The sequence below is a fragment of the Streptococcus sp. 27098_8_91 genome (assembly GCF_041432385.1).
In the GTDB taxonomy this organism is placed as follows: domain Bacteria; phylum Bacillota; class Bacilli; order Lactobacillales; family Streptococcaceae; genus Streptococcus.
The window spans coordinates 18,467-42,364 of the sequence record NZ_JAPVZN010000011.1 but is presented as its reverse complement, the minus strand read 5'-3'; the positions used below and the strand labels follow the sequence as shown (position 1 = coordinate 42,364).

Sequence of the window (23,898 nt, the reverse complement as noted above, 5' to 3'; positions counted from 1 at the left end):
TGAAAAGACATGAAAAAAAAGATAGCGGTGGTTTTTGGAACCTTTGCTCCCTTGCATCAGGGGCATATTGATTTAATCCAAAGAGCAAAACGACAATGCGATGCTGTATGGGTGGTAGTTTCAGGCTATAAGGGAGATCGTGGTGAACAGGTTGGACTGACACTACAAAAGAGGTTTCGCTATATTCGTGAAGCATTTCGAGATGATGAGTTGACCTCTGTTTGTAAACTTGACGAAACTAATATCCCTCGCTATCCAATGGGCTGGCAGGAGTGGTTGGATCAGATGTTGCAGGCCATTTCCTATGACCAGACTAGTCAGGAGCTCATCTTTTTTGTAGGAGAGTCCGAATACCAACAAGAATTGTCAGAACGTGGTTTCGAGACTGTTTTGCAGGAAAGAAAATTTGGAATTTCGGCTAGCATGATTCGTGAAAATCCAAGCAAATATTGGAAATATATCGCTCAACCTTTCCGCCGTCAGTTTACGAAAAAAGTGTTGATTATGGGAAGTGCTAGTAATGGTAAAACAACTCTAGCCAAGGATTTAGCTCGCTTTTATGACGCGCCAGTCAGTCTGGAGTATGCTCGTGAGTATCAGATAAAAAATAATGTTCGAGATGATGAGCTTACTCCAAAAGACTATTATTACCTCCTTTTGGGCCAATATGACCAAACTTCCAAGTTAATCGATAGCAATGCCAATCGAGGCTTGGTCATTGCAGACACCAACTCATTGGTAACCAAGGGCTACTACGATTACTACATGGAAACTGAAGAGCAGGGGGACTTGTCCGTAGAAACATTTGATAATCTATTCGTTTCCATCTTAGCCAAGGAAAAGTGGGATTTAATCCTCTTTGTGCAACCTGTTGGCTCTTATGTTAATGATGGTTTTCGAGACATGACCATGGCAGAAGACCATATCCGTCATAGTTTTTCTCAGCATTTGGATATGATGAGGGAGCAATATCTGGCTACTATCCCTCATGTTTATCTAGCTGATGACTATCTAGGAAATTATGAAGCAGCAAAAGTAGCTATCGATGCCATTTACCAAGCAGATTAGGAGAAGAAAATGAAAAAAATAACTGAAAAAATCACTCGATTTATCGCAAACTTTAAAAATGTTCACGCAGAAGCTCGTAAAATTGGTTTTGAAGGAGTTATGCGTTTGCTTTGGAATGACCTCTTTGTGGGACGCAGTCTTTTCCAGTGGCTCTATTTGATTGCTTTATCAAGTGTCCCTCTTATTCTGGAGTTTACACAAAACACAGAAAGTCATGACTGGATTGGTCTCTTGGCCTCTTGGACAGGGATTGTCTGCGTTATCTTGGTAGCTGAAGGTCGGGCTAGCAACTATCTTTTTGGAGCTATTAACTCTGCAATCTATTTGGTCCTAGCTATGAATGCTACTTTCTACGGAGAAGTATTGACCACAGTTTATTTCTTTGTCATGCAGCCTATTGGTCTCTATACTTGGTTGTCTAATCGGATCAATGAGCAAGGAAGACCAGAGGAGTCTCACTTTGAAGCTAAGAAACTCGGTCTGATTGATTGGCTCAAGTACTTGGCCTTGACTGCTATCATCTGGATTGGCATGGGATTAGCCTACCAAAGTATCAGCAGTGCTCGTCCTTTCCGTGACAGTGTTACCGATGCGACCAATGGTGTTGGTCAGCTCTTGATGACACGTCTTTACCGTGAGCAATGGATTTTCTGGATTGCAACCAATCTCTTTAGTATTTACCTCTGGTGGGGTGAAAATATCCACATCCAAGGTATGTACTGGGTTTACACCATCAATAGTTTAGTCGGTTGGTACCAATGGACAAAAGCTGTCAGGGAGGGATAAGATGACTGAAACGATAATCTCGGCTGGAATGACAGAAAGAGAATATTTTGAGATTCATGCGACGGAGAAGGAATTTTTAGACTGGTACTGCAAACAGGATCTTCCTCAGTATGAAAAACCAAGCGTGACGGTGGATATGGTAGCTTATTGCTTTGTGGAAGGGAAAATCAAACTCTTGCTGATTCGTCGCAAGGCCCATCCTTATCAAAACTGTTTGGCTTTGGTCGGTGGTTTTATGGATAAGAGTGAAGATGCAAGGCATGCTTGCCAGCGTGAGGTGCGAGAGGAGGTTAACCTCGACCTTCCGTTGGAAAAAATCGAACAGTTGATGACAGTGTCTACCCCAGGTCGTGATCCGCGGGGCTGGACGGTTACTATCGCCCACTTGGTGTATCTACCTAGTCGAGCACTCGAACTCGTTCAAGCTGGAGATGATGCCAAGGATGTGGTTTTTGTCGATGTTGATTTTCAGACGGGCAAGTGTTTCCTAGAGGGACTAGAGTTGGAGGAGCATGCCTTCGCCTTTGACCATTATGCCATTATCCAAGAGTCTATTAAACGAATCCAAGGGCGTCTTGACTGGAATCCGACCTTCCTCTATCTACTAGAGGAGGAGTTCACTGTCTATGAAGGAACCGAATTAGTCAATCTCATCAACCCAGGACGACCAATCGTCAGCAATAACTTTCTCGTAAAATACGGTGAGTATGTAGAAGAAGTTGGGCTCAAACGAGTTCCTAAAAAGAAACCAAGAAAAACCTATCGATTGAAATAAAAAGCTTTAGGATAGAAATCGATAGACCAAGTCTCGATTTCCTAGTCTCAGTCCTGAGAAGTCTCAACAAATCCGATGGCTGGTTCATGTTTGAGAATAGAGAAAATAAAGTTTGTGTCAAAAGTCAATTCAACTATCGTGTCAAAGGTTTATTATTCATAAAAAATCGAGGTCGGGATTTTTCCCGGCCTCTTTTTGTTGTTATTTTTTGTTTAAGGATGTTTATCTTTTTTAGGATTACTCATAAAACGAATGAATAAATCTTTGTATTTATATTTTAAATAATGTTCATGTAAGTACAGTAGAGCTACGTAGACAATCATGAAAATGGCAGTTAGGTAGAACAAATCAAATGTTGTTTGAGCGTAATGAGTAGCTGCCCCATAAGAAACGAAAGCATCTAAAATCACCCAAGGAAGATACTTGTAATATTTGCTTAACATAAGTCTACACCTCCAATATCTATTTCAATTTTATTATAGCACTTTAAGAAAGAAATGCAAACGATTACAATTACAAAATATAGTATTCTCGTAGGAAAATTTTCCTTTTTTTTTAAATTCTTTGCGAATAAAAGATATAGGAGGAGTAAGAAAATAAATGTACTAAAAAATTTTAGATAAATAGTTGACAGATTTAGAAACAAATATTACAATTATGTTACAGATATATTTCTTAACATTTCAAAAACGTTACAAAAGGAGCATAACATGAAAACTAAAACTTCTATCAAATTAATGACCGCGACTGTACTCGCTTCAACATTACTATTGGGAGCTTGTGGTAATAAGAAAGAAAATACGACAAGTGATAGTTCTAGCAAGACAACACAAGCATCCTCTAGTTCTAAGACAAGTTCTTCAAGTAAAGAGAACAAGACTCAGAAATCCTCAAGTTCAACTTCATCAGAAAAAACTAAGGCAGCTTCTTCTGACCAGTCAGCAACCACTGCTAATCAATTGCAAGCAACACCAGCACAAGAAACAAGACAGAGCCAAGAAGCTTCTAACCAACAGGTATCTTCGCAAACTCCCTCAAATCAACAAGGTTCTCAAGTACAGACTAGCCAGTCAACTTATGATCCAACTACTGACCGCAAACTTCAAGATAAGCAAGCAGAACACAACAAACGTTACAAGGGTGTTCTAACCATGGTTGATGGAGATTTCTCTGCCGTAGCTGGCAACTGGAAGGGGGCTAATGGCGAGACTATCACGGTTTCATCAGGTGGTCAATTTACAGTAGAATCTGCTGATGGTAAGAAAGAAAACTACTCTATCCAAGGCTATGCCTATACTCTTGATGATGGTAAATATAATGCCAAAATTGGTGGTGGAAAAATCATCCAAATTACAACAGGTGCGGATGGCACTGTTTCAAGTGTTACTTTGATTAAGCCATAGACTTCAGTACAGAAATAATTTGTTTAAAAATAGTTCAGTTGATGAGTACCTACAGCATTTGAAGTTGATAAGACGTCATAAATGAACTTCAGAGATGAGACGAACTTAGGAGTATATGTAATCATATCTACCTGAACTGACCGTTTTTCACTTAGTTTCTTTCAGAGAAAGTGGTATAATGAAAAAATCAAAGGGAAACGAGTGATGAATCAATGCCAGATAAATTAATTTTACCTCAAAACACACGACTCATGGGAGTGTTCCTTGGCTTTATCGGTGGTTCTTTGGATGTGTTCTGTCATATCCAGTACCATAGTTTGGTGGCGACACAGACAGGGAACATTCTCCTACTGATATCAGATTGGCACGATTCACATGTCATCAATACTATGTTGAGATTCTGCTCGATTATATTCTTTTCCCTAGGCTTTCTTTTTGCCTTACACATGAAAGAATATCGCAAAACAGCCTATTGGCGAATTAAGATGCTACTTCCCTTATTTATCGGGACCCTTGTTCTTCCCTTCTTTTCTCGCTTTCCTTTATTAGAAGTTCCTTTTATTGCTTTTGGAACTGGAATGATGATGCTAACATTTACGGGTAGTTTGATTGAAGATCATCCCTATGTCATTTTTATGACCTCTGGAAATTACCGAAAAATGTTGACTGCTTTGTATCGTATCGTTAGAGGAGAAGGAGATGTTCAAGAATATCGTCGTCAAGCCTTGAACTATGGCATTGTTGTAGGCAGTTTCGTAGTGGGGGCCATTAGCTTGGCTGTATCTATGCATTTTCTCCATGAATGGTCTATCTGGATTGTCAGCTTCAATTTATTTTTGATCATGTCCTACTATATTGCTAGAGTGAAGCAGCTCGATTTGCAAGATGAAAATATATAAAAAGGCAAATCTCAATTTGAGGGATTTGCCGTTTTTGGTACGATGGACATGTCGTACATCTGAGGTGGAAGTCCTCTGTGGGACACTTACTACCAGTGAACTTTTGAGCAACTGAATTTGTCCATTAGGGGATGGATAAACTATTTCTCATTGGGAAATATGAAGCGCATAGTCACCAGCATAGATGAGCGCTTGCGTACTCGTCTACGAGTGATTATATGGAAGCAATGGAAGAAGAAATCTAAACGACTGTCGGGCCTACTTAAGTTAGGAATTCCTAAAAGGATAGCAGATAAGAATCTGGCTGGGATGACCACTATCAATTAGGGCTCAGAGGTCGGTACTTAAACGTGATATATCAAAACCAGTCCTCGAAAACGTGGACTGGTTTCGTGTTTGGATTAATACCTTGAACGACATGCGTTAAAAGTTAGTTGAACCGCCGTATGCCGAACGGCAGGTACCGTGGTGCGAGAGGGGTTAGTCTTAGCCACTACTCGATTTTATTTCACCAACTTCTTCATCTCATCAATACGTGCTACGGTCGCGTCGTATTTCGCTTGGTAGTCGGCTTGTTTGTCGCGTTCTTTTTGAACGACTTCTGGTTTGGCATTGGCTACGAAGCGTTCGTTAGAGAGCTTCTTGCCGACCATATCCAGTTCTTTTTGCCATTTAGCGAGTTCCTTGTCGAGACGAGCTAGTTCTTCTTCGACATTGAGGAGGTCTGCCAGTGGCAAGTAGATTTCTGCTCCTGTGATGACGCTTGACATAGCGAGTTCAGGTGCAGGGATGTTTGATGCGATTTCCAAGTGTTCTGGATTTGTGAAGCGTTTGATGTAGTTGACATTGCTGTTAAAGAAGGCTTCCAAATCGCTATCACTTGTCTTAACAAGAATCGTGATTGGCTTACTTGGTGCAACGTTTACTTCCGCACGCGCATTACGAACAGAACGGATCAAGTCTTTGAGGCTTTCGACACCAGTGTGGGCAGCAAGGTCTTCAAAGGCTGGGTTGACAGTTGGGTATTCCGCTGTAACGATAGAACCTTCTGAGATTTGACCAAAGATTTCCTCTGTCACGAACGGCATGATTGGGTGAAGGAGACGAAGGATCTTGTCCAAAGTGTAAAGGAGAACAGAACGTGTGATGACTTTCTCTTCTTCGTTATCGCTATAAAGGACTTCCTTGGTCAACTCGACGTACCAGTCCGCAAACTCGTCCCAGATGAAGTTGTAGAGGATGTGGCCAGCAACACCAAACTCAAACTTGTCAAAGTTTTCAGTAACTTTTCCGATGGTTTCATTGAGGTTGTGGAGAATCCAGCGGTCAGTAACGTTTCCAGCTTCCTTGTTAACAACTTTTTCCACATTAGTAGTTGCTTGCTCAAGGGTAAAACCTTCATTGTTCATGAGGATGTAGCGAGAGATGTTCCAAATCTTGTTAATGAAGTTCCAAGAAGCATCCATTTTCTCGTAAGAGAAGCGGACGTCTTGACCTGGTGCAGAACCGTTTGAAAGGAACCAACGAAGGGCATCGGCACCGTATTTCTCGATAACATCCATTGGGTCAATCCCGTTACCGAGAGATTTAGACATCTTGCGTCCTTGCTCATCACGAATGAGACCGTGGATAAGGACATTTTGGAATGGCTGACGGCCAGTGAATTCCAAAGATTGGAAGATCATACGAGATACCCAGAAGAAGATGATGTCGTAACCTGTTACCAAGGTTGACGTTGGGAAGTAACGTTTGAAGTCTTCTGAGTCGACATCAGGCCAGCCCATGGTTGAGAATGGCCAAAGGGCAGAACTGAACCAAGTATCTAAGACGTCTTCGTCCTGAGTCCATCCGTCACCTTCAGGAGCTTCTTCACCGACGTACATTTCACCCTCAGCATTGTACCAAGCAGGGATTTGGTGACCCCACCAGAGCTGACGAGAGATTACCCAGTCATGGACATTTTCCATCCATTGGAGGAAGGTATCGTTGAAACGTGGCGGGTAGAATTCTACCTTGTCTTCTGTGTCTTGGTTGGCAATAGCATTTTTGGCCAATTGATCCATCTTGACGAACCATTGCGTAGACAAGCGTGGCTCAACCACAACACCAGTACGCTCTGAGTGACCAACACTGTGGACACGTTTTTCGATTTTAACAAGGGCACCGATTTCTTCCAACTTGGCAACGACTGCCTTACGAGCTTCAAAACGGTCCATGCCTGCAAATTCAAAGGCCAAGTCATTCATAGTTCCGTCATCGTTCATAACATTGACTTGTGGCAAGTTGTGGCGTTGACCAACCAAGAAGTCGTTTGGATCGTGGGCAGGAGTGATTTTCACGACACCAGTACCAAACTCAGGATCAGCGTGCTCGTCTCCAACGATTGGAATTAATTTATTAGCGATTGGAAGTATGACGTTTTTACCGATCAAGTCCTTGTAGCGTGGGTCTTCTGGATTGACCGCAACGGCTACGTCCCCAAACATGGTCTCAGGACGAGTTGTCGCAACTTCAAGGGCGCGTGAGCCATCTTCCAGCATGTAGTTCATGTGGTAGAAGGCACCTTCGACATCCTTGTGGATAACTTCGATATCCGAAAGTGCAGTGCGAGCCGCTGGGTCCCAGTTGATGATAAATTCACCACGGTAGATCCAGCCTTTCTTGTAAAGGTCCACAAAGACCTTGCGAACGGCTTTTGACAAACCTTCGTCAAGCGTGAAACGCTCGCGAGAGTAGTCTACAGAGAGACCCATCTTGCCCCATTGTTCCTTGATAGTAGTGGCATATTCGTCTTTCCATTCCCAGACTTTCTCAAGGAATTTCTCACGACCGAGGTCATAACGGCTGATGCCTTCACCACGTAAGCGCTCCTCAACCTTAGCCTGAGTCGCAATCCCAGCGTGGTCCATACCAGGAAGCCAAAGCGTATCAAAGCCTTGCATGCGTTTTTGACGGATGATGATATCTTGAAGAGTTGTATCCCAAGCGTGACCAAGGTGGAGTTTCCCAGTTACGTTTGGTGGTGGAATGACGATAGAGTATGGCTTAGCCTTTTTATCGCCTGAAGGCTTGAAAACATCTTCGTCAAGCCATTTTTGGTAACGACCAGCCTCAACCTCGGCTGGATTGTATTTAGGTGAAAGTTCTTTAGACATGTGTGTGTCCTTTCTCTATTGTTTTCATTTTTTCTTGAATCTGCTTAGCAGCTTCTTCTGCAGATAGATTCGTATTATTTATCCTAAAGTAGTGGTGCAACTCATTCGGTTGATGTTGGGAATTTAATTGAAGTGTTTCAGCAGTCTCTAAAATCTCTCTTTCAGATACCTCAAAATACCGTTTCAAGGGTTTATACTTCAACCGATTCTCCGTCTGATTTCGACGTAAGCGCTCTTCAAGGCTTGTTTCCAATTCAACAAAAAGAATCTCTTGATGATAGTCATTCAACAAATCTTGAATGTCCTTCAAATACATCAGATGGTATTGATTTGAAAAATCAGTTACACCTGTTAAAATCACCGACCGATGATGCCTGGCGCTTGTTCCAAGAAAAGAAAAGTTAACGCTACGAACAAATTCCCACATTTCTTCCGTAAAGTCCTGATAGATTTCGAGTGCGAAATCAATTGGTTGATGGTTGAAAAAGAGAGTCGCACCGGTGAGTTTTGAAAGTTCCTGACCAATGGTCATTTTCCCTGAGGCTGGAGCTCCAATGATGAAAACATGCATCAATCCGCCTCCCACTCACTTCTCAGCAAACCGTATCTCAAATCATCACAGCGATTCCCTTGGGCATCTTTGCGGTCTCGGATTCTAGCTTCAAGGGTAAAGCCAAGCTTCTCAGCGACACGTTGACTTTGGATATTGTAGCCAAAGCAAGACAATTCTACCTTATGAAGCCCCAGTTCTTTAAAAGCTAAATCAATCAAGGCACGCGCTGCTTCAGGAACATAACCTCGGCCCCAATAATCTGGGTGCAAGGTATAGCCAATCTCCAAAACATCGTCTTCGTGGCGATGATTGAAATCAACAGATCCGATGATTGTATCAGTCCCTTTGACCACAATTCCATAGCCTGCTGGGAGATTGTCCTTTTGATTACGCTCGGGAAGGATATGTTCTAGGTAATAAATCTCATCTTCCAAGGTCTTGACAGGTGGAAAACCTGCTGGGTAAGAGACTTCTGGACGACTGGCATAGTCAAAGATATCCTCTGCATCCGCCACTGTTCGGACTCGCAGGACCAGTCGCTCTGTTTCGATTCGTTCTGGCAGTTCAGCTCTTGTCATTCTTCTTCCTCGCTTTCTTGATGAAGATTCCCATGGGATCGACTCGGTCATCTAGATAACGGTAAACGCGCTGATGGCCGTCCCCCATAAAGTAAGTCGGCGCAAAACGGTCATTTTTAAAATGGCCCTTGTCATCTAAGAGCTCTGGATCAGCCAGTCGCTCGAGAATCTTGGCAAAGATATGGCAGATGCCATCTTCCTCGATAATTCGATCTACCTGGCAATCCAAAACGACTGGACAAGCCTCTAAAATCGGTGCCTGAGTTCGTTCAGAAATCTCATAGTCAAGCCCCAGGTGTTTCAATTTCTCCCGATGACTGATAAAGCCAGCCTGCTCCATCTCAAGCATGAGGTTTTCGTCAGGGATGTTCACAGTGAACTTCTGGTAATGCTTAATCTGGTCTGCCGCATTTTCCTCAGCACCAACCCCGATGACTAGCCAATCGCCTAGACTATAGGAGGAACTGCAGGTCGTGATATTGTGCTCAAAGTTCTGGTCCTGATACCCCAAAATGAAGATTGGAAAACCAAAGTAGAGCTTACTTGTTTTAAAAGATTGTTTCATGACAACCTCCTTTTACTAGGTCGCAACAAAAAAATCGCCCCTGTCATTAATCTGACAGGGACGAATGTGTTAATCCGCGGTACCACCCAATTTCGGGCAGATGCCCGCATCTCTCGTCTTTTAAACAAAAAGACATTTATATTTCATTTTTTAATTTCATCCATTAGCAACCAGTTTTGACACATTTGTGGACTTCTCAGCACCGCCACTTTCTGTAAAATGTGGGACTCAAAACACCTCTAATGGCTATATTTTAACAAGTTTTTGACGGAAAAGCAAGGAACAAGAAAGATTACTTGAACTTAATGCCGTTTTCTTTTAATTTCTTGATAGTTGCTGGACCGATTCCTTTCAAGGCAAGGAGTTCTTTTTCTGTCCAGTTTTTGAAGTCAGCAGCAGACTTAATACCTTCATCGTAGAAAGTCTTAGCGCGGTCAACTGAAAGTCCACCTAGGTTTGTAGCGAAATCTTCCACAGAAGTAGCAACTTTTTGAGCTTGCTCTTTGGTTGCTTCTACAGTTTTTTCAACCTTTTTAGAGACAACTTTACCTGCATCGCTTGCTGCTTTTTCAGCATGTTTCACAACTTTTTTTGTTTCTTCGACAACCTTGTTTACAGTGTTTGAAAATGCACCTGAGCGACGTAGGCTGTTTCTCAATTGTTTTTTACGTTGGAGTGTCTTTGACATGATAAAATCCTTTCAATAAAAAATCCCTGTGGCTGAACAAGGATCGAATCTCTATGGTTTTATTGTATCAACTTTCTTTAGGAATTGCAAGGCTTGATATACTGGAAATATAGGAGATATATGGGAAATTTCGCCGTAGAATGATAGGCAATAATAGAAGAAAAGTGAAAAATATGGTATAATGAAACGATAGATTTTTGAATAGGAATACAATCATGTTTGGATTTTTAAAAAAAGATAAAGCAATAGAAACCCCTACAATGGTGCCAGATCACATCGGTGTGATCATGGATGGGAATGGCCGTTGGGCTAAAAAACGGATGCAGCCACGAGTCTTTGGCCATAAGGCTGGGATGGATGCTTTGAGAAAGGTAGCTATTGCTGCTAGTGATATGGGCGTCAAAGCCTTGACAGTCTATGCCTTTTCAACTGAAAACTGGACTCGTCCAGATCAGGAAGTCAAATTTATTATGAACCTGCCAGTTGAATTCTATGATAAGTTTGTTCCTGAATTGCATCAGAAGAACATGAAAATTCAAATGATTGGGGAGACTGATCGTTTGCCGAAGCAGACTTTTGATGCCTTGAAAAAGGCAGAGGAGCTGACTAAGTTAAATACAGGATTGATTCTCAATTTTGCCCTTAATTATGGTGGACGAGCTGAGATTACACAAGCGGTCAAGTTGATTGCACAGGATGTTTTAGATGCAAAGATCAATCCTGGTGATATCACAGAGGAATTGATTGGGGAATACCTCTTTACGGGTCATTTGCCAAAAGTCTTGCGTGATCCTGACTTGATTATTCGGACTAGTGGAGAACTTCGTTTGAGTAATTTCTTGCCATGGCAGGCTGCTTATAGCGAGCTCTATTTCACGGATGTCTTGTGGCCTGACTTTGATGAGGAAGCCTTGAAAGAAGCTATCATCGAGTACAATCGTCGCAACCGTCGTTTTGGAGGAGTTTAGGAGATATTATGATACAGGATTTACAAAAGAGAACCCTTTTTGCTATCTTGGCCTTGGCTATCTTTATCCCAATCTTGGCGATTGGTGGCTTATGGCTCCAGATTGCCATGGGGATTGTGGCTATGTTGGGAGTACATGAGTTGCTTCGCATGAAGGGGTTAAATACCATGACGCCTGAAGGTCTCTTGACTTTACTAGCGACTTTTGCTCTGACCGTACCTTTGGAAAACTACTGGAAGTTTTTACCTGTAGATGGGAATGTTGTAGCTTATAGTGTCGTGATACTGATTTTACTAGGGGCAACAGTCTTCAGCAAGAACTATACTATTGAGGATGCTGTTTTTCCGATTGCCATGAGTTTTTATGTTGGCTTTGGTTTTAATGCTTTGGTCGATGCTCGTATTGCAGGTTTGGATAAGGCGCTTTTGGGACTGTGTATGGTCTGGGCAACCGATAGTGGTGCTTATCTGGTAGGAATGAAGTTTGGTAAGAGAAAGCTAGCTCCGAGAGTTTCCCCTAACAAGACCATAGAGGGTGCTATGGGGGGTATCGTGGCTGCTATGCTAGTGACTTTGATTTTTATGCTAGTTGATAGTACCGTTGCTTTACCTTATGGAATTTACAAAATGATGGTCTTTGCTATTTTCTTTAGTATAGCTGGTCAGTTGGGCGATTTGATTGAAAGTGCTATGAAACGTCACTTTGGTGTCAAAGACTCAGGCAAGTTTATCCCAGGTCATGGTGGGGTATTGGATCGTTTTGATTGCATGCTGGCTGTCTTCCCTATTATGCACCTCTTTGGCTTATTTTAAGGAAAGGTAAATAGAAATTAAATGATAGGATTACTAACATTTATCCTGGTCTTTGGGATTATCGTAGTGGTTCACGAATTCGGACATTTTTACTTTGCTAAGAAATCTGGGATTTTAGTTCGTGAGTTTGCCATCGGTATGGGCCCCAAAATCTTTGCCCACATCGGAAAAGATGGAACTGCTTATACTATTCGTCTCCTGCCACTTGGTGGTTACGTTCGGATGGCAGGTTGGGGTGAAGATACGACAGAAATTAAGACTGGAACTCCTGCAAGCCTAACATTGGCAGCGGATGGTAAGGTCAAACGCATCAATCTCTCTGGTAAAAAGGTTGACCAGACAGCTCTGCCTATGCAGGTCACTCAGTTTGATTTTGAGGATAAACTCTTTATTAGAGGTTTGGTCTTAGAAGAGGAAAAGACTTTCTCAGTAGACCATGATGCGACCATTGTGGAAGCTGATGGAACGGAAGTTCGTATTGCTCCCTTAGACGTCCAATATCAGAATGCGACTGTCTGGGGCAAATTGATTACCAACTTTGCTGGTCCTATGAATAATTTTATCCTAGGAGTCGTCGTTTTCTGGATCTTGATTTTCATGCAAGGCGGTGTTCGTGATACGCAAACGAATAACTTCAGTATTATTCCAGATAGCGCTTTGGCTAGGGTTGGTGTTGAAAATACGGCCCAAATCACTAAAGTCGGCAGTTATGAGATTTCAAACTGGTCAGATTTGATTCAGGCGGTCGATGCAGAAACCAAGGACAAAACAGCGCCCGTTTTGGATGTGACGGTTTCTGAAAATGGCACTGAAAAACAAGTCAGTGTGACGCCTGAGGAGAGTCAAGGGCGTTATATCTTGGGTGTCCAGCCGAGACTCAAATCAGATATCTGGTCTATGTTTATGGGCGGATTTACAAGTGCAGCTGATTCAGCTTTGCGAATCCTCAATGCTTTGAAAAGCTTGATCTTCCAACCAGATTTGAATAAGCTGGGCGGTCCCGTTGCCATCTTTAAGGCAAGTAGTGATGCTGCTAAAAATGGTCTTGAGAATGTCTTGTTCTTCTTGGCTATAATTTCCATCAATATCGGAATTTTCAACTTGATTCCGATTCCTGCACTAGATGGTGGAAAAATCGTGCTCAACATCCTAGAAGCTATCCGTCGCAAACCACTAAAACAAGAAATTGAAACCTATGTCACTCTGGTCGGAGTTGTCATTATGGTCGTCTTGATGCTCGCCGTGACATGGAACGACATCATGCGTACCTTCTTTTAAGAAATAGAGGAGTCATTATGAAACAAAGTAAAATGCTTATCCCAACGCTTCGCGAAATGCCAAGCGATGCTCAAGTTATCAGTCACGCCCTTATGTTGCGTGCTGGTTATGTTCGTCAAGTATCAGCAGGTGTTTACTCTTATCTACCACTTGCTAACCGTGTTATCGAAAAAGCTAAGAAGATCATGCGTCAAGAATTTGACAAGATTGGTGCTGTTGAGATGTTGGCTCCAGCCCTTCTCAGTGCTGACCTTTGGCGTGAATCTGGTCGTTATGAAACTTACGGTGAGGACTTGTACAAATTGAAAAACCGTGAGAAGTCAGACTTTATCTTGGGTCCAACTCACGAAGAAACTTTCACAGCTATTGTCCGTGATTCTGTCAAGTCTTACAAGCAATTACCACTGAACTTGTACCAAATCCAGCCTAAGTATCGTGATGAAAAACGTCCACGTAATGGACTTCTTCGTACGCGTGAATTCATCATGAAAGATGGTTATAGCTTCCACGCTAACTACGATAGCTTGGATGTAACTTATGATGAGTACAAGGCAGCCTATGAGCGTATCTTCACTCGTAGTGGTTTGGACTTTAAAGCCATCATCGGTGACGGTGGAGCCATGGGTGGTAAGGATAGCCAAGAGTTTATGGCTATCACACCTGCTCGTACAGACCTGAATCGTTGGGTAGTCTTGGATAAATCTGTCGCGTCGTTTGATGAAATCCCTGATCAAGTGCAAGAAGAAATAAAGGAAGAATTGCTCAAATGGATGGTTTCTGGTGAAGATACCATTGCCTACTCAAGTGAATCAAGCTATGCAGCTAACTTGGAAATGGCAACCAACGAGTACAAACCAAGCAATCGTGTTGTGACTGAAGATCAAGTGGCTCGCGTGGAAACACCAGGTGTCAAATCGATTGATGAAGTCGCAGCCTTCTTGAATGTCTCTGAAGAGCAAACAATCAAGACCTTGGTTTATATCGCAGATGAGGAGCCAGTTGTGGCCCTACTCGTTGGCAATGACCAACTCAACGAAGTCAAATTGAAAAACTACCTTGGAGCAGATTTCTTGGAACCTGCAACTGAGGTAGAAGTGAAAGAATTGTTGGGAGCTGACTTTGGTTCACTTGGGCCAGTCGATCTTCCAGAAAATGTCAAGATTATCGCTGACCGCAAGGTACAAGATAGCCGCAATGCTGTTGTTGGTGCCAATGAAGATGGCTATCACTTGACTGGTGTCAACCCAGGTCGTGACTTTACTGCTGAGTATGTGGACATCCGTGAAGTCCGTGAGGGTGAGATTTCTCCAGACGGACAAGGTATTCTCAACTTTGCGCGTGGTATCGAAATCGGTCACATCTTTAAACTGGGAACTCGTTACTCAGCAAGTATGGGAGCAGATGTCTTGGATGAAAATGGTCGTGCTGTGCCAATCATCATGGGCTGCTACGGCATCGGTGTCAGCCGTCTCCTTTCAGCAGTTATGGAACAACACGCTCGCCTCTTTGTTAACAAAACTCCTAAAGGTGAATACCGTTACGCTTGGGGGATCAATTTCCCTAAAGAATTGGCACCATTTGATGTGCACTTGATTCCGGTCAATGTTAAGGACGAAGCAAGTCTTGAATTGACTAATCGTATCGAAGAAGCCTTAGTCAACAAAGGCTACGAAGTCTTGACAGATGACCGTAACGAACGTGTCGGTGTTAAATTCAGTGATAGCGACTTGATTGGTCTTCCAATCCGTATCACTGTTGGTAAGAAAGCAGCTGACGGTATCGTAGAAGTCAAGATTAAGGCGACAGGAGATACAATCGAAGTTCACGCAGATAACTTGCTTGAAACCCTTGAAATCCTAACAAATAAATAAAATCTATAATCAGAAGAAAAACAAGACAAAAATGTAACTAGTTTTTGCCTTGTTTTTTCTGTATAATGAGAGAAAGTAAGACTCAATGAAAATCAAAGAGCAAACTAGGAAACTAGCCGCAGGTTGCTCAAAACACCGTTTTGAGGTTGCAGATGGAAGTTGACGCGGTTTGAATTTGATTTTCGAAGAGTATAAACATTAAAAGCGTAAAAAGAGGTAGTACTATGCTAAAATTTCCAAAGGATTTTGTCTGGGGTTCCTCAACTTCTGGGCCGCAGACAGAAGGACGAGTACCTGGTGATGGTAAGGGAGATAATCTCTGGGATTATTGGTTTCAAGTAGAGCCAAATCGCTACTACAATGGTATTGGACCAGACAAAACGTCGACCTTTTATGAAAACTGGGAAAAGGATATCGAACTTTTGTTAGAAACTGGCCACACAGCCTTTCGAACTTCTATCCAGTGGTCTCGTATTTTCCCACAGGGACGTGGGGAAGTCAACCCTCAAGGTGTGGCTTTCTACCGCCAGGTATTTGAAGCTATTAAGGCTAAGGGAATTCGTCTTTTAGTCAATCTCTATCACTTTGACCTGCCTTTTGCCCTTCAAGAAGATGGGGATGGTTGGGAAAATAAGGCAACCATCAAGGCATATGAAGACTATGCTCGTTTCTGTTTTGAAACTTATGGAGACTTGGTTGACCAGTGGATTACCTTCAATGAGCCTATCGTTCCTGTAGAGTTCGGCTATTTCTATGATGCCCATTACCCTCATAAGGTAGATGCCAAAGCAGCGGTTAAGGTTGCCTATCATACCCAGCTAGCTAGCACTCTTGCGGTCAAAGCCTGCCATGAGGTCTTGCCTGGTTCTAAGATTGGGATCGTCCTCAACTTGACACCAGCCTATCCACGTAGCCAGCATCCTGCCGATGTCAAGGCTGCTCGTATTGCTGACCTTTTCCAAGCACAATCTTTCCTAGATCCGTCTGTTTTAGGAGCTTATCCGGAAGAGTTAGTGGAAATTTTGTCTGAGCATGACTTGTTACCAGAATACACAGCCGAAGAGTTGGAACTCATTCGCGAGCATACGGTTGACTTCCTAGGAGTGAATTACTACCAACCTTTGCGTGTCATGGCGCCGCGTTTTGCTAAGCATCCTGACAGCCCACTCTTACCAGAACATTTCTATGAACCTTACGTGATGCCAGGTCGTAAGATCAATCCGCACCGTGGCTGGGAAATCTACGAGCAAGGGATTTACCATATCGCTCAAAACATCAAGGAAAACTATGGAAATATCGAGTGGATGTTGACAGAGAATGGGATGGGCGTTGAAGGTGAAGATAAATTCCGCGAAAATGGAATGATTCAGGATGATTATCGTATTGACTTTGTCAAAGGTCACCTTCGTGAGCTTCATCGTGCTATCGAAGACGGTGCCAACTGTAAAGGCTACTTGATCTGGACCTTTATCGATTGCTGGTCATGGCTCAATAGCTATAAAAACCGTTATGGTTTAGTCGAGCTTGACCTTGAAACGCAAGAACGCCGTCTGAAAAAATCAGGCCACTGGTTCAAAGAACTCAGTGACAATAATGGCTTTTAAGCTACTTTTCAAATAGATTCAAAAAACCATTGGACCTCAACTCTTTTCGAGTTTTTCCAATGGTTTTTCTTGTTTTATAATAGTCCGATAAAAAGTAGTAGAGCTGATAAAGCAATAAAGGCTAGGGTTGCAAGACCACGTTGACCTGGGTTGTATATCTTTCGTTCGCCTCGAACGGGGAAAACAATAGCTAGTAAAGCACCGCCAACAGCTCCCCCCACATGTCCAGCAAGGCTGATGCCAGGTATTAAAATACTTCCTACTAGGTTGATGACTAAGAGGGAGAGGTAAGATTGACCAAGCTGTTGAAGATACGGGTTGCGTGAGGCATAACGGAGAACGACAATAGAGGCAAACATGCCGTAGAGCGCAGTTGAAGCACCTGCAGTAATGGCATTGGGACTAAAAACGAGGACAAAGAGATTTCCCATCATACCTGATAAAAGGTAGATAAAGAAAAACTGTTTGGAGCCAAAGATTTGCTCCATCTGACGTCCCAAGAAGTAAAGGGATAGCATATTGACTAAAAAGTGCTCCAAGCCAATGTGGACAAAGGTTGCTGAGAATAGGCGCCAGATTTGTTCAGGCATGGCCTTGATTGCTGGGGGATAAACAGCTCCGAATTTATACAAGGTAGCTGCGCTTGTGTAATTGAAACCACTGGTTAGAAACATGAGTATAAAAACTAGGGTGGTCACGAAAAGAAAGAAGCTCGTGACAGGATAACGACGATCAAAAATTTCTTTCATAGATGAGTACCTCCTCAACGGGAATATCGTGTGGATCAGGCTGGAAGTCCTGAATCTGACAAGGATAAAGTGTGCTGATGGTGTGACCAGTAAAATGCTCCAAGTAGCGGTCGTAGTAGCCACCACCATAGCCAACCCGATAGCCAGAAGGATTGAAAGCTAGACCAGGAACATGGATCAAGTCAATCTGAGAGGACTCAAAGACAATAGCTTCCCCCTGCGGTTCAAGAAGTCCAAAAGAATTTCTTTCGAGTTTCTCTGGTTCATAGAGCACCAAGTCCATTTTCCCTTGTGGATAAGTTTTGGGAATGAGAATCGTCTTCCCATCTTTTTGAGCTTGTTCGATGAGTTCAGCTGTCTGAAATTCATGAGGAAAAGACAGGTAAGTAGCGATGGTTTTTGCTTCCTTATAAAAAGGATGTTGAAAGAACTGCTCTGTAAGCCAATCGTTCATGCTCTGCTTTTCTTCCTTAGATAGAGACTTGAGTTCTTGTAAGACCTGCTTGCGTAAGCTTTTTTTCATAGTTTACTCCGCAGCTTTCTTTGCTAAAAAGCTTGATACAGCCTTAACTCCGATTGCTAGAGCTTCTTCCTTAGGACTCATCTTTGGATGGTGAAGAGCATAGGGACTATCAATCCCAAGCCAGAACATGACGCCAGAAACCTTTGAAAGAAGATACCCAAAGTCCTCCCCTGTCATGGCAGGTTCGATATCGATTAGTTCAATGCCCTCTTTTTCATCAAAGAAGGTCATCAATTCCCGGGCTAGTTCAGGGTTGTTTTCTACTGGTAAATAACCTCCCTGCTTGAGTTCGATCTCCACATCCATATCAAAAGCAGCTGCCACACCTTCAGCGATAGCTTTGACACGTTTTTGAACTAAGAGGCTCATACTGTGTGTGTGAGCACGAATGGTTCCATGTAAGAAGGCTGTATCAGCGATGACATTATTGGTTGTACCAGCTTGAAAAACACCGAAAGTGACGACAGCTCCCTCGATAGGATCAACATTACGGCTGACGACTGACTGAACTTGAGTCACAAAATAGCTCGCAGCAACCAGAGCGTCGTTGGCTTCATGTGGAAATGCAGCGTGACCGCCTTTACCCTTAAAACGAATCTTAACTTCACATGTTCCTGCAAAGAGTGTATGGGTATTGGTCGCAATCTGTCCAACTTTTAAGTCAGGACGGACATGAAGTCCATAGAATTGGTCAGGCAACCAGTCGCCAAAAGCATCATCTTCATACATGAGCATACCACCTGCTTCGTTTTCTTCTGCAGGTTGGAAGAGAAAGAGGAGATTGTTTTTTGGTTGCTTTTCTAGAGCACGTTCGAGGCTTCCAAGTGCAATGGTCATGTGAAAGTCGTGCCCACAAGCATGCATACGGTCTTGGTGTTGAGAGGCAAAAGGAAGGCCTGTTTGTTCAACAATTGGGAGTCCGTCGATGTCTGTTCGCCAACCAATGGTACGTTCTGGCTGACTTCCCTGCAAGTAAACTAAAATACCGGTTCGCCAGGTACGAATCTGAACAAAATCCTTGTCAGCTGTCAATTTCTCAATGACATTGAGTAAATAAGCGTGAGTCTTGAATTCTTCTAAACCAATCTCAGGAATTTGGTGAAGATCGCGTCGAATTTGAATCAAATCTAACATATCTAATTTCCTTCTATGTGAAACGATAAAGAGGCTGGAAACATTTCCGCCTCTGTTACTAATTACAAGGTGCGAAGCGCATCTTCTAGCGCTGTTTTTTGTTGGGTTTTGCTATCGATTTCTTTGATAACACGAGCTGGGACACCAGCTACCACAACATTTTCTGGAACATCTTGAGTGACGATGGCTCCTGCTGCAACAACAGAACCGCTACCGATTTGAACACCTTCGATAACCACAGCGTTAGCACCGATGAGAACATTGTCACCGACACGAACAGGCTCAGCACTAGCTGGCTCAATAACACCTGCAAGGACTGCGCCTGCACCCACGTGGCTATTTTTACCGACAATAGCGCGTCCACCAAGGATAGCTCCCATATCAATCATAGTGCCAGCACCGATTTCAGCACCGATGTTGATAACAGCCCCCATCATGATAACAGCGTTGTCGCCAATCTCAACCTGGTCACGGATGATAGCACCTGGCTCGATACGCGCATTGATATCACGTTTATCAAGGAGAGGCACAGCAGAGTTGCGAGCGTCTTGTTCAACAACATAGTCCTTGTTTTCTGTCAATCCTTCAAGAAGTGGAGCGATATCTTTCCAGTCTCCAAAGAGAACATTCCCAAGCTTGATAACAGAAGCAGGGATAGCTCCAGCAAGTTGCCCTTCAAAGGTCACTTTTACACTGGTCTTTTTCTCAGCATTTGCGATAAATTGGATAATTTCTTGTGCATTCATTTTTGTAGCAGTCATAGGTGTCTCCTCACTCTTTGTAATGCTTACTATTCTACCAAAAAAGGCTTCAATTTTGAAGCCTTAAGTGTTAAAAGAAGGTGTTTAATTCTTGGATTTAGATTCTTCGATGGACAAGAAAATCATAGGAACGATAATCAAAATCATGGCCAGTACCAAGAAACCATCCAGAACCATGCCAAGGAAAAGAACGCTTAGAATAGCAGAGGATAGAGGTTCGCTTGCGCTAACGACCGACACCACCAATGGGGAAACGAGAGAGACAGCCTTCATCGATAGGAAAAAGGCAAAAGCAGTTCCCAAAAAGGCAATGGTCAAACAAATACAGATACTGATGGCATCAACCTGGAAGCTAATCTTATAAACAGGGTAGAGAAAATTACTAAAAAGTCCAGCGATAATCATTCCCCAACCAACAGTTGGCACAAAACCGTATTTTTTAGCAAAGCGTTGGGGTAAGATGACATTGAACATGACGCCTAGGGCACTGAGAAGTCCAGTCAGTAAAGCAAGAGGAGTGATGGATAGCTTAGACAAATCGCCTTTGGTAGCCATCAAAAAGACCCCAAGCATAGCAGTCAGAACATAGAAGATCGCTTTTTTAGAAGCTTTTTTCTTGTAGATAATACGGTTGTAGAGAAGAATGAAAACAGGGCTGATAAATTGTAGGATAGTTGCCGTTGTTGCATTAGAGTATTCTACACAGAGATAGAAGAAATACTGAACGGAGAAGATCCCTAAGATGGCATAGGCGAGAAAAGGAAGGTAATTGTTTCGATTTTTCCAGATCTCGAAGAGCTGGGACCGGAGTTTTATACTAGATAAGACGATTACGAAACCACCTGCGACGAGTAGACGCATAGAAGTAATCCACCCTGAAGATACTTGATAATGTGAAAAAAAGTACTCTCCTAAGATTCCACAGATTCCCCAGATCAAGCCAGATAGGAGAGAATAAATGGTTCCCTTAAAAATATTCTTTTGATATTTATTCATGTTGCTATTGTACCATGAAATGAAAAAAGAAAAAAGAGAGTGGAGAAAAATCATTTCTTTCAGAAATTTTCTTTCCCACTCTCAATGATTGTGCTAGTTAGCGCTGTTGATTGCTGCTTCTATTATTGGAACTAGAGCCACTATTACTGTTCACGTTACTATTAGAAGTATTATTACGATTATTATTGTTATTACTGTTACTGCTATTGCTATTGTTTGATGAGGAAGAGGATGCTTTAGGCAGACTTCCTAAAATGGTGTTCCAAGCATTTTGGTAGTCTGCATCGCTTCCACCAATAGCGAATCTATAAGTAGTAGTCGGAGCACCAGCTTGGTTAGCCCAGTAACTTGTCACCATTTCACCAGTCACATTAATTTCTTTACCGTTGATGGTAACCTTACCTGGTTTTTGACCAGTTGATTTGAGGACTTGAGATGAAGTGACACTTGAATCAAGGTTGAATCGTTCTGTCCCCCAAACAGAAGGGGCTGCTTGTTGAATGGCATTTACCAGATGAGCCATATATTTTGCATTGCGGTAGTGTCCTGCACCTTTACCGAGTGGTCGGTTATCATCGTGACCAAGCCAACCACCAAGGGTTAATCTTGGAGTTGAAAGCATGAGCCACATATCGCCATCTTCATTGGTCGTACCAGTTTTACCAATCCAGTCAGCACCCGCCAAACTTGGGTTGATAGCGGCAAGATCGCTCTGGAAGCTTGAAGTCACTTGGGAAGAAATAACATCTCTTAGTAAGCTCTGCATAATGGTTGCAGTTGCTTTAGAGTAGACTTGTACAGGTTCGTCTTTGTGCTCATAGATAACCTCGCCGCTGGTCTTCTCGATTTTTGAAATCATGTATTTCTTATGGTAAACACCATTGTTAGCCAAGGTTTGGTAGCCATTTGTATGTTGGGCTACAGTGACATCGATTCCTCCCCCCATAGGAAGACTTTCAATGCCATATTCTGGAATCTCGTAGCCCATTTTTTCCATGTAGGAACGAACATCGACTCCCTTTTCACGGAGCGTACGATAGGTCCAGTAAGCAGGAATGTTCCATGAATAATTGAGAGCTTCTTTCAGACTCATCATGGCAGTACCAGAACTATTGACATACATGATCGGATTTCCGTTAGAGAAGTTAGTTGGATAGTTAGATAGGACACTTGCGCTTCCCATCAAGCCTTGGTCAATGGCAATACTGTAGGCTAGGATTGGTTTAGTAGTTGAAGCAGGGGAACGTTTAGTATTAAAGGCGTGGTTGTTTTGGTTGCTTTGGTAATCACGACCGCCGACAAATCCTAAGATAGCACCGGTTTGGTTATCCATCAGGACATTTCCGACTTCAGGTTGACCAGTATTATCGTCGACTAGATAGCCATAGTTTGCGACTGCATCTTGCATGGCCGTGTGAATAGCCTTATCAATAGTAGTTGTAATACTATAGCCGCCGTTTTGAATTTCTTTTTTGGCTAATTCACGATAAGATTTCTGGATAGATTCGTTCTTTAGTTCTGGTGCAGAGACGTTATCTTTTTTGATTAGATAATCATACATGAGGTTCGTCGCTTCATCGAGGGCAGAGAAGTAGAGGAAACCTTTAGCAGTTACGTTGACATTTTCTGCTGGCAAGAAGTCTTTCTTAATATCGTACGCTTTATAGGTTTCGTAATCTTCTTGGCTAAGGACTCCAGTTCTGTACATATTGTAGAGAACATCTTTTGAGCGCTTGATTCCAAGTTCAATATCTTCTTCGCTCTTCATCTCACCAGTAGACTCATAAGGTGAGTAGGAAATAGGGCTTTGTGGTAAACCTGCTAGGAAAGCTGCTTGAGGAATGGTTAGTTTGCTAGCATCCACTCCGAAAATCCCAGTTGCAGCCTGCTGAGCACCTGCGATATTTTGCCCCTTGTTATTGCGACCAAAAGGTGCAACATTTAGATAGGTAGTCAGGATTTCATCCTTATTCATAGCACGTTCTAGGGCTAGAGCATCTACGATTTCACTAGCTTTACGAGCAAGCGTAGGAGCATCACCAACTACTTGTTGTTTGATGAGCTGTTGTGTTAGGGTAGAACCACCACTCGAAGAACCAAGGCCGATAAAGTTTCCTAGACTGGCACGAATGACAGCTTTAGGAACGACACCATTGTGCTCTGCAAAGTGTTCGTCCTCGGTTGCAACGATAGCTTGCTTGAGATTCTCTGAGATGGCATCGGATGCGACAGATGTTCGCAAAAGATCGCTCTCGATAGCCCCAATCATAGAACCATCTGCATAGCGAATCTCAGAAATAGATGAAATATTGTTGACCTGTTTAACCAAATCCTCCGTTTGAGGGACACTAACTTGATCAAAGAGAGAAACAGCATACCCCAAAACAACCCCAGTCCCGAGGAGACCGCCAATAAAAGCTAGGATGAAAAGTGTGTTAAAAGTTGCTTTTATTCCAAGTAAAATCTTGGCCCCAATAGTCCAAATGGTTAGTTTTGTTTTGACTTTCTTATTTTTATCTGGATTTTTTTTGGAAGTTGTTAATTTTAGAGACCGAAGTAAGGCCAGTCCTTTTTGTTTGATTCTTGTTACATGTTTGTTCATAGAATTCCTCACTCTTTATTATTATACCATAAAAGCATCTCTTGCAAGAAATTAGGCTTAGAATGGGGGTTAGATAGGGATTGGTTCTTGGGATTTAGACATCAAAAAAGCCAGATTTAAACTAAATCTG

22 protein-coding genes and 1 pseudogene are annotated in these 23,898 nt (G+C 42.6%); 11 read left to right on the top strand and 12 right to left on the bottom strand.

Translation table 11 applies throughout. The annotated features are described in order from the left end of the window. The first annotated feature begins 9 nt into the window (after positions 1–9). Genes O3611_RS08885 through O3611_RS08875 form a run of 3 tightly spaced genes read left to right on the top strand, consistent with a single transcriptional unit; the run spans position 10 to position 2,629 of the window. Positions 10–1,068 (top strand): AAA family ATPase, encoded by a 1,059-nt coding sequence (locus tag O3611_RS08885; RefSeq protein ID WP_371608416.1) that lies wholly within the window; start codon positions 10–12, stop codon positions 1,066–1,068. A gap of 9 nt (positions 1,069–1,077) precedes the next feature. Next, positions 1,078–1,854: a nicotinamide riboside transporter PnuC gene (gene pnuC / locus O3611_RS08880; protein WP_153225257.1), complete on the top strand. Its 777-nt coding sequence runs from the start codon at positions 1,078–1,080 to the stop codon at positions 1,852–1,854. Position 1,855: 1 nt separating this feature from the next. Further along, entirely contained in the window at positions 1,856–2,629 is a 774-nt protein-coding gene (locus O3611_RS08875; RefSeq protein ID WP_153225258.1) for an NUDIX hydrolase, read from the top strand. A gap of 212 nt (positions 2,630–2,841) precedes the next feature. Here the strand turns inward: O3611_RS08875 and O3611_RS08870 are convergent, their stop codons facing one another. Then, the gene (locus O3611_RS08870) at positions 2,842–3,072 is read right to left on the bottom strand and encodes a hypothetical protein (RefSeq protein ID WP_371608415.1); all 231 of its coding nucleotides are present in this window, start codon (positions 3,070–3,072) and stop codon (positions 2,842–2,844) included. A 267-nt stretch (positions 3,073–3,339) separates the two neighbouring features. Between O3611_RS08870 and O3611_RS08865 the strand changes: the two genes are divergently transcribed. From O3611_RS08865 to O3611_RS08855, 3 genes and pseudogenes are all read left to right on the top strand, one after another. After that, positions 3,340–4,032 carry a hypothetical protein gene (locus O3611_RS08865; protein WP_371608414.1) on the top strand — a complete coding sequence of 231 codons (693 nt, stop codon included), beginning with the start codon at positions 3,340–3,342 and terminating at the stop codon, positions 4,030–4,032. Positions 4,033–4,244: 212 nt separating this feature from the next. After that, positions 4,245–4,931, top strand: coding sequence for a YoaK family protein (locus tag O3611_RS08860; protein WP_371608413.1), 687 nt, complete (start codon positions 4,245–4,247; stop codon positions 4,929–4,931). A 105-nt stretch (positions 4,932–5,036) separates the two neighbouring features. Further along, positions 5,037–5,336, top strand: a pseudogene (locus O3611_RS08855) (group II intron maturase-specific domain-containing protein); the annotation flags it as partial. Positions 5,337–5,434: 98 nt separating this feature from the next. Here O3611_RS08855 and O3611_RS08850 read toward each other — a convergent pair. The 5 genes from O3611_RS08850 to O3611_RS08830 form a co-directional block, all read right to left on the bottom strand. After that, positions 5,435–8,086 carry a valine--tRNA ligase gene (locus O3611_RS08850; protein WP_371608412.1) on the bottom strand — a complete coding sequence of 884 codons (2,652 nt, stop codon included), beginning with the start codon at positions 8,084–8,086 and terminating at the stop codon, positions 5,435–5,437. Continuing rightward, a complete protein-coding gene (locus O3611_RS08845; RefSeq protein ID WP_371608411.1) occupies positions 8,079–8,657 on the bottom strand; it encodes an AAA family ATPase in 579 nt (192 codons plus the stop codon). Before O3611_RS08845 ends, O3611_RS08850 begins: the two co-directional genes overlap by 8 nt. Continuing rightward, positions 8,657–9,217 carry a GNAT family N-acetyltransferase gene (locus tag O3611_RS08840; RefSeq protein WP_371608410.1) on the bottom strand — a complete coding sequence of 187 codons (561 nt, stop codon included), beginning with the start codon at positions 9,215–9,217 and terminating at the stop codon, positions 8,657–8,659. Before O3611_RS08840 ends, O3611_RS08845 begins: the two co-directional genes overlap by 1 nt. Next, positions 9,204–9,782, bottom strand: a complete 579-nt coding sequence (locus tag O3611_RS08835) for a flavin reductase family protein (RefSeq protein WP_248034971.1) — start codon at positions 9,780–9,782, stop codon at positions 9,204–9,206. Before O3611_RS08835 ends, O3611_RS08840 begins: the two co-directional genes overlap by 14 nt. A gap of 292 nt (positions 9,783–10,074) precedes the next feature. Next, positions 10,075–10,470 carry a helix-hairpin-helix domain-containing protein gene (locus O3611_RS08830; RefSeq protein ID WP_371608409.1) on the bottom strand — a complete coding sequence of 132 codons (396 nt, stop codon included), beginning with the start codon at positions 10,468–10,470 and terminating at the stop codon, positions 10,075–10,077. Between the two features lie 215 nt (positions 10,471–10,685). On the opposite strand from O3611_RS08830, the gene O3611_RS08825 reads away from it, so the two are divergent. The 5 genes from O3611_RS08825 to O3611_RS08805 all read left to right on the top strand — a co-directional run bounded on the left by O3611_RS08825 (position 10,686) and on the right by O3611_RS08805 (position 17,003). Continuing rightward, positions 10,686–11,438 (top strand): isoprenyl transferase, encoded by a 753-nt coding sequence (locus O3611_RS08825; protein ID WP_371608408.1) that lies wholly within the window; start codon positions 10,686–10,688, stop codon positions 11,436–11,438. Positions 11,439–11,446: 8 nt separating this feature from the next. Continuing rightward, positions 11,447–12,250, top strand: coding sequence for a phosphatidate cytidylyltransferase (locus tag O3611_RS08820; RefSeq protein WP_049529872.1), 804 nt, complete (start codon positions 11,447–11,449; stop codon positions 12,248–12,250). A gap of 21 nt (positions 12,251–12,271) precedes the next feature. After that, positions 12,272–13,528 (top strand): RIP metalloprotease RseP, encoded by a 1,257-nt coding sequence (rseP, locus tag O3611_RS08815; protein WP_371608407.1) that lies wholly within the window; start codon positions 12,272–12,274, stop codon positions 13,526–13,528. A gap of 17 nt (positions 13,529–13,545) precedes the next feature. Then, positions 13,546–15,399 (top strand): proline--tRNA ligase, encoded by a 1,854-nt coding sequence (locus O3611_RS08810; protein WP_371608406.1) that lies wholly within the window; start codon positions 13,546–13,548, stop codon positions 15,397–15,399. Positions 15,400–15,623: 224 nt separating this feature from the next. After that, positions 15,624–17,003 carry a glycoside hydrolase family 1 protein gene (locus O3611_RS08805; RefSeq protein WP_371608405.1) on the top strand — a complete coding sequence of 460 codons (1,380 nt, stop codon included), beginning with the start codon at positions 15,624–15,626 and terminating at the stop codon, positions 17,001–17,003. Positions 17,004–17,077: 74 nt separating this feature from the next. On the opposite strand, the gene O3611_RS08800 is transcribed toward O3611_RS08805, so the two are convergent. The 6 genes from O3611_RS08800 to pbp1b all read right to left on the bottom strand — a co-directional run bounded on the left by O3611_RS08800 (position 17,078) and on the right by pbp1b (position 23,768). Next, a complete protein-coding gene (locus O3611_RS08800) occupies positions 17,078–17,752 on the bottom strand; it encodes a rhomboid family intramembrane serine protease (protein WP_371608404.1) in 675 nt (224 codons plus the stop codon). Next, a complete protein-coding gene (locus O3611_RS08795) occupies positions 17,736–18,275 on the bottom strand; it encodes a 5-formyltetrahydrofolate cyclo-ligase (RefSeq protein ID WP_371608403.1) in 540 nt (179 codons plus the stop codon). The genes O3611_RS08800 and O3611_RS08795 overlap by 17 nt, the downstream gene beginning before the upstream one ends. A gap of 3 nt (positions 18,276–18,278) precedes the next feature. Next, the gene (locus O3611_RS08790) at positions 18,279–19,409 is read right to left on the bottom strand and encodes an N-acetyldiaminopimelate deacetylase (protein ID WP_371608402.1); all 1,131 of its coding nucleotides are present in this window, start codon (positions 19,407–19,409) and stop codon (positions 18,279–18,281) included. Positions 19,410–19,471: 62 nt separating this feature from the next. Then, positions 19,472–20,170 carry a 2,3,4,5-tetrahydropyridine-2,6-dicarboxylate N-acetyltransferase gene (gene dapD / locus O3611_RS08785; protein ID WP_371608401.1) on the bottom strand — a complete coding sequence of 233 codons (699 nt, stop codon included), beginning with the start codon at positions 20,168–20,170 and terminating at the stop codon, positions 19,472–19,474. 84 nt (positions 20,171–20,254) lie between these two features. Further along, entirely contained in the window at positions 20,255–21,166 is a 912-nt protein-coding gene (locus tag O3611_RS08780; RefSeq protein WP_371608400.1) for a DMT family transporter, read from the bottom strand. A gap of 97 nt (positions 21,167–21,263) precedes the next feature. Then, positions 21,264–23,768, bottom strand: coding sequence for a penicillin-binding protein PBP1B (gene pbp1b / locus O3611_RS08775; protein WP_371608399.1), 2,505 nt, complete (start codon positions 23,766–23,768; stop codon positions 21,264–21,266). Positions 23,769–23,898 lie beyond the last annotated feature (130 nt).

What these genes read in the sequence shown, in the direction of transcription:
- O3611_RS08885 (WP_371608416.1), top strand. Translation starts at nt 10, where the DNA reads ATGAAAAAAAAGATAGCGGTGGTTTTTGGAACCTTTGCTCCCTTGCAT.
- pnuC (WP_153225257.1), top strand. Translation starts at nt 1,078, where the DNA reads ATGAAAAAAATAACTGAAAAAATCACTCGATTTATCGCAAACTTTAAA.
- O3611_RS08875 (WP_153225258.1), top strand. Translation starts at nt 1,856, where the DNA reads ATGACTGAAACGATAATCTCGGCTGGAATGACAGAAAGAGAATATTTT.
- O3611_RS08870 (WP_371608415.1), bottom strand. Translation starts at nt 3,072, where the DNA reads ATGTTAAGCAAATATTACAAGTATCTTCCTTGGGTGATTTTAGATGCT.
- O3611_RS08865 (WP_371608414.1), top strand. Translation starts at nt 3,340, where the DNA reads ATGAAAACTAAAACTTCTATCAAATTAATGACCGCGACTGTACTCGCT.
- O3611_RS08860 (WP_371608413.1), top strand. Translation starts at nt 4,245, where the DNA reads ATGCCAGATAAATTAATTTTACCTCAAAACACACGACTCATGGGAGTG.
- O3611_RS08850 (WP_371608412.1), bottom strand. Translation starts at nt 8,086, where the DNA reads ATGTCTAAAGAACTTTCACCTAAATACAATCCAGCCGAGGTTGAGGCT.
- O3611_RS08845 (WP_371608411.1), bottom strand. Translation starts at nt 8,657, where the DNA reads ATGCATGTTTTCATCATTGGAGCTCCAGCCTCAGGGAAAATGACCATT.
- O3611_RS08840 (WP_371608410.1), bottom strand. Translation starts at nt 9,217, where the DNA reads ATGACAAGAGCTGAACTGCCAGAACGAATCGAAACAGAGCGACTGGTC.
- O3611_RS08835 (WP_248034971.1), bottom strand. Translation starts at nt 9,782, where the DNA reads ATGAAACAATCTTTTAAAACAAGTAAGCTCTACTTTGGTTTTCCAATC.
- O3611_RS08830 (WP_371608409.1), bottom strand. Translation starts at nt 10,470, where the DNA reads ATGTCAAAGACACTCCAACGTAAAAAACAATTGAGAAACAGCCTACGT.
- O3611_RS08825 (WP_371608408.1), top strand. Translation starts at nt 10,686, where the DNA reads ATGTTTGGATTTTTAAAAAAAGATAAAGCAATAGAAACCCCTACAATG.
- O3611_RS08820 (WP_049529872.1), top strand. Translation starts at nt 11,447, where the DNA reads ATGATACAGGATTTACAAAAGAGAACCCTTTTTGCTATCTTGGCCTTG.
- rseP (WP_371608407.1), top strand. Translation starts at nt 12,272, where the DNA reads ATGATAGGATTACTAACATTTATCCTGGTCTTTGGGATTATCGTAGTG.
- O3611_RS08810 (WP_371608406.1), top strand. Translation starts at nt 13,546, where the DNA reads ATGAAACAAAGTAAAATGCTTATCCCAACGCTTCGCGAAATGCCAAGC.
- O3611_RS08805 (WP_371608405.1), top strand. Translation starts at nt 15,624, where the DNA reads ATGCTAAAATTTCCAAAGGATTTTGTCTGGGGTTCCTCAACTTCTGGG.
- O3611_RS08800 (WP_371608404.1), bottom strand. Translation starts at nt 17,752, where the DNA reads ATGAAAGAAATTTTTGATCGTCGTTATCCTGTCACGAGCTTCTTTCTT.
- O3611_RS08795 (WP_371608403.1), bottom strand. Translation starts at nt 18,275, where the DNA reads ATGAAAAAAAGCTTACGCAAGCAGGTCTTACAAGAACTCAAGTCTCTA.
- O3611_RS08790 (WP_371608402.1), bottom strand. Translation starts at nt 19,409, where the DNA reads ATGTTAGATTTGATTCAAATTCGACGCGATCTTCACCAAATTCCTGAG.
- dapD (WP_371608401.1), bottom strand. Translation starts at nt 20,170, where the DNA reads ATGACTGCTACAAAAATGAATGCACAAGAAATTATCCAATTTATCGCA.
- O3611_RS08780 (WP_371608400.1), bottom strand. Translation starts at nt 21,166, where the DNA reads ATGAATAAATATCAAAAGAATATTTTTAAGGGAACCATTTATTCTCTC.
- pbp1b (WP_371608399.1), bottom strand. Translation starts at nt 23,768, where the DNA reads ATGAACAAACATGTAACAAGAATCAAACAAAAAGGACTGGCCTTACTT.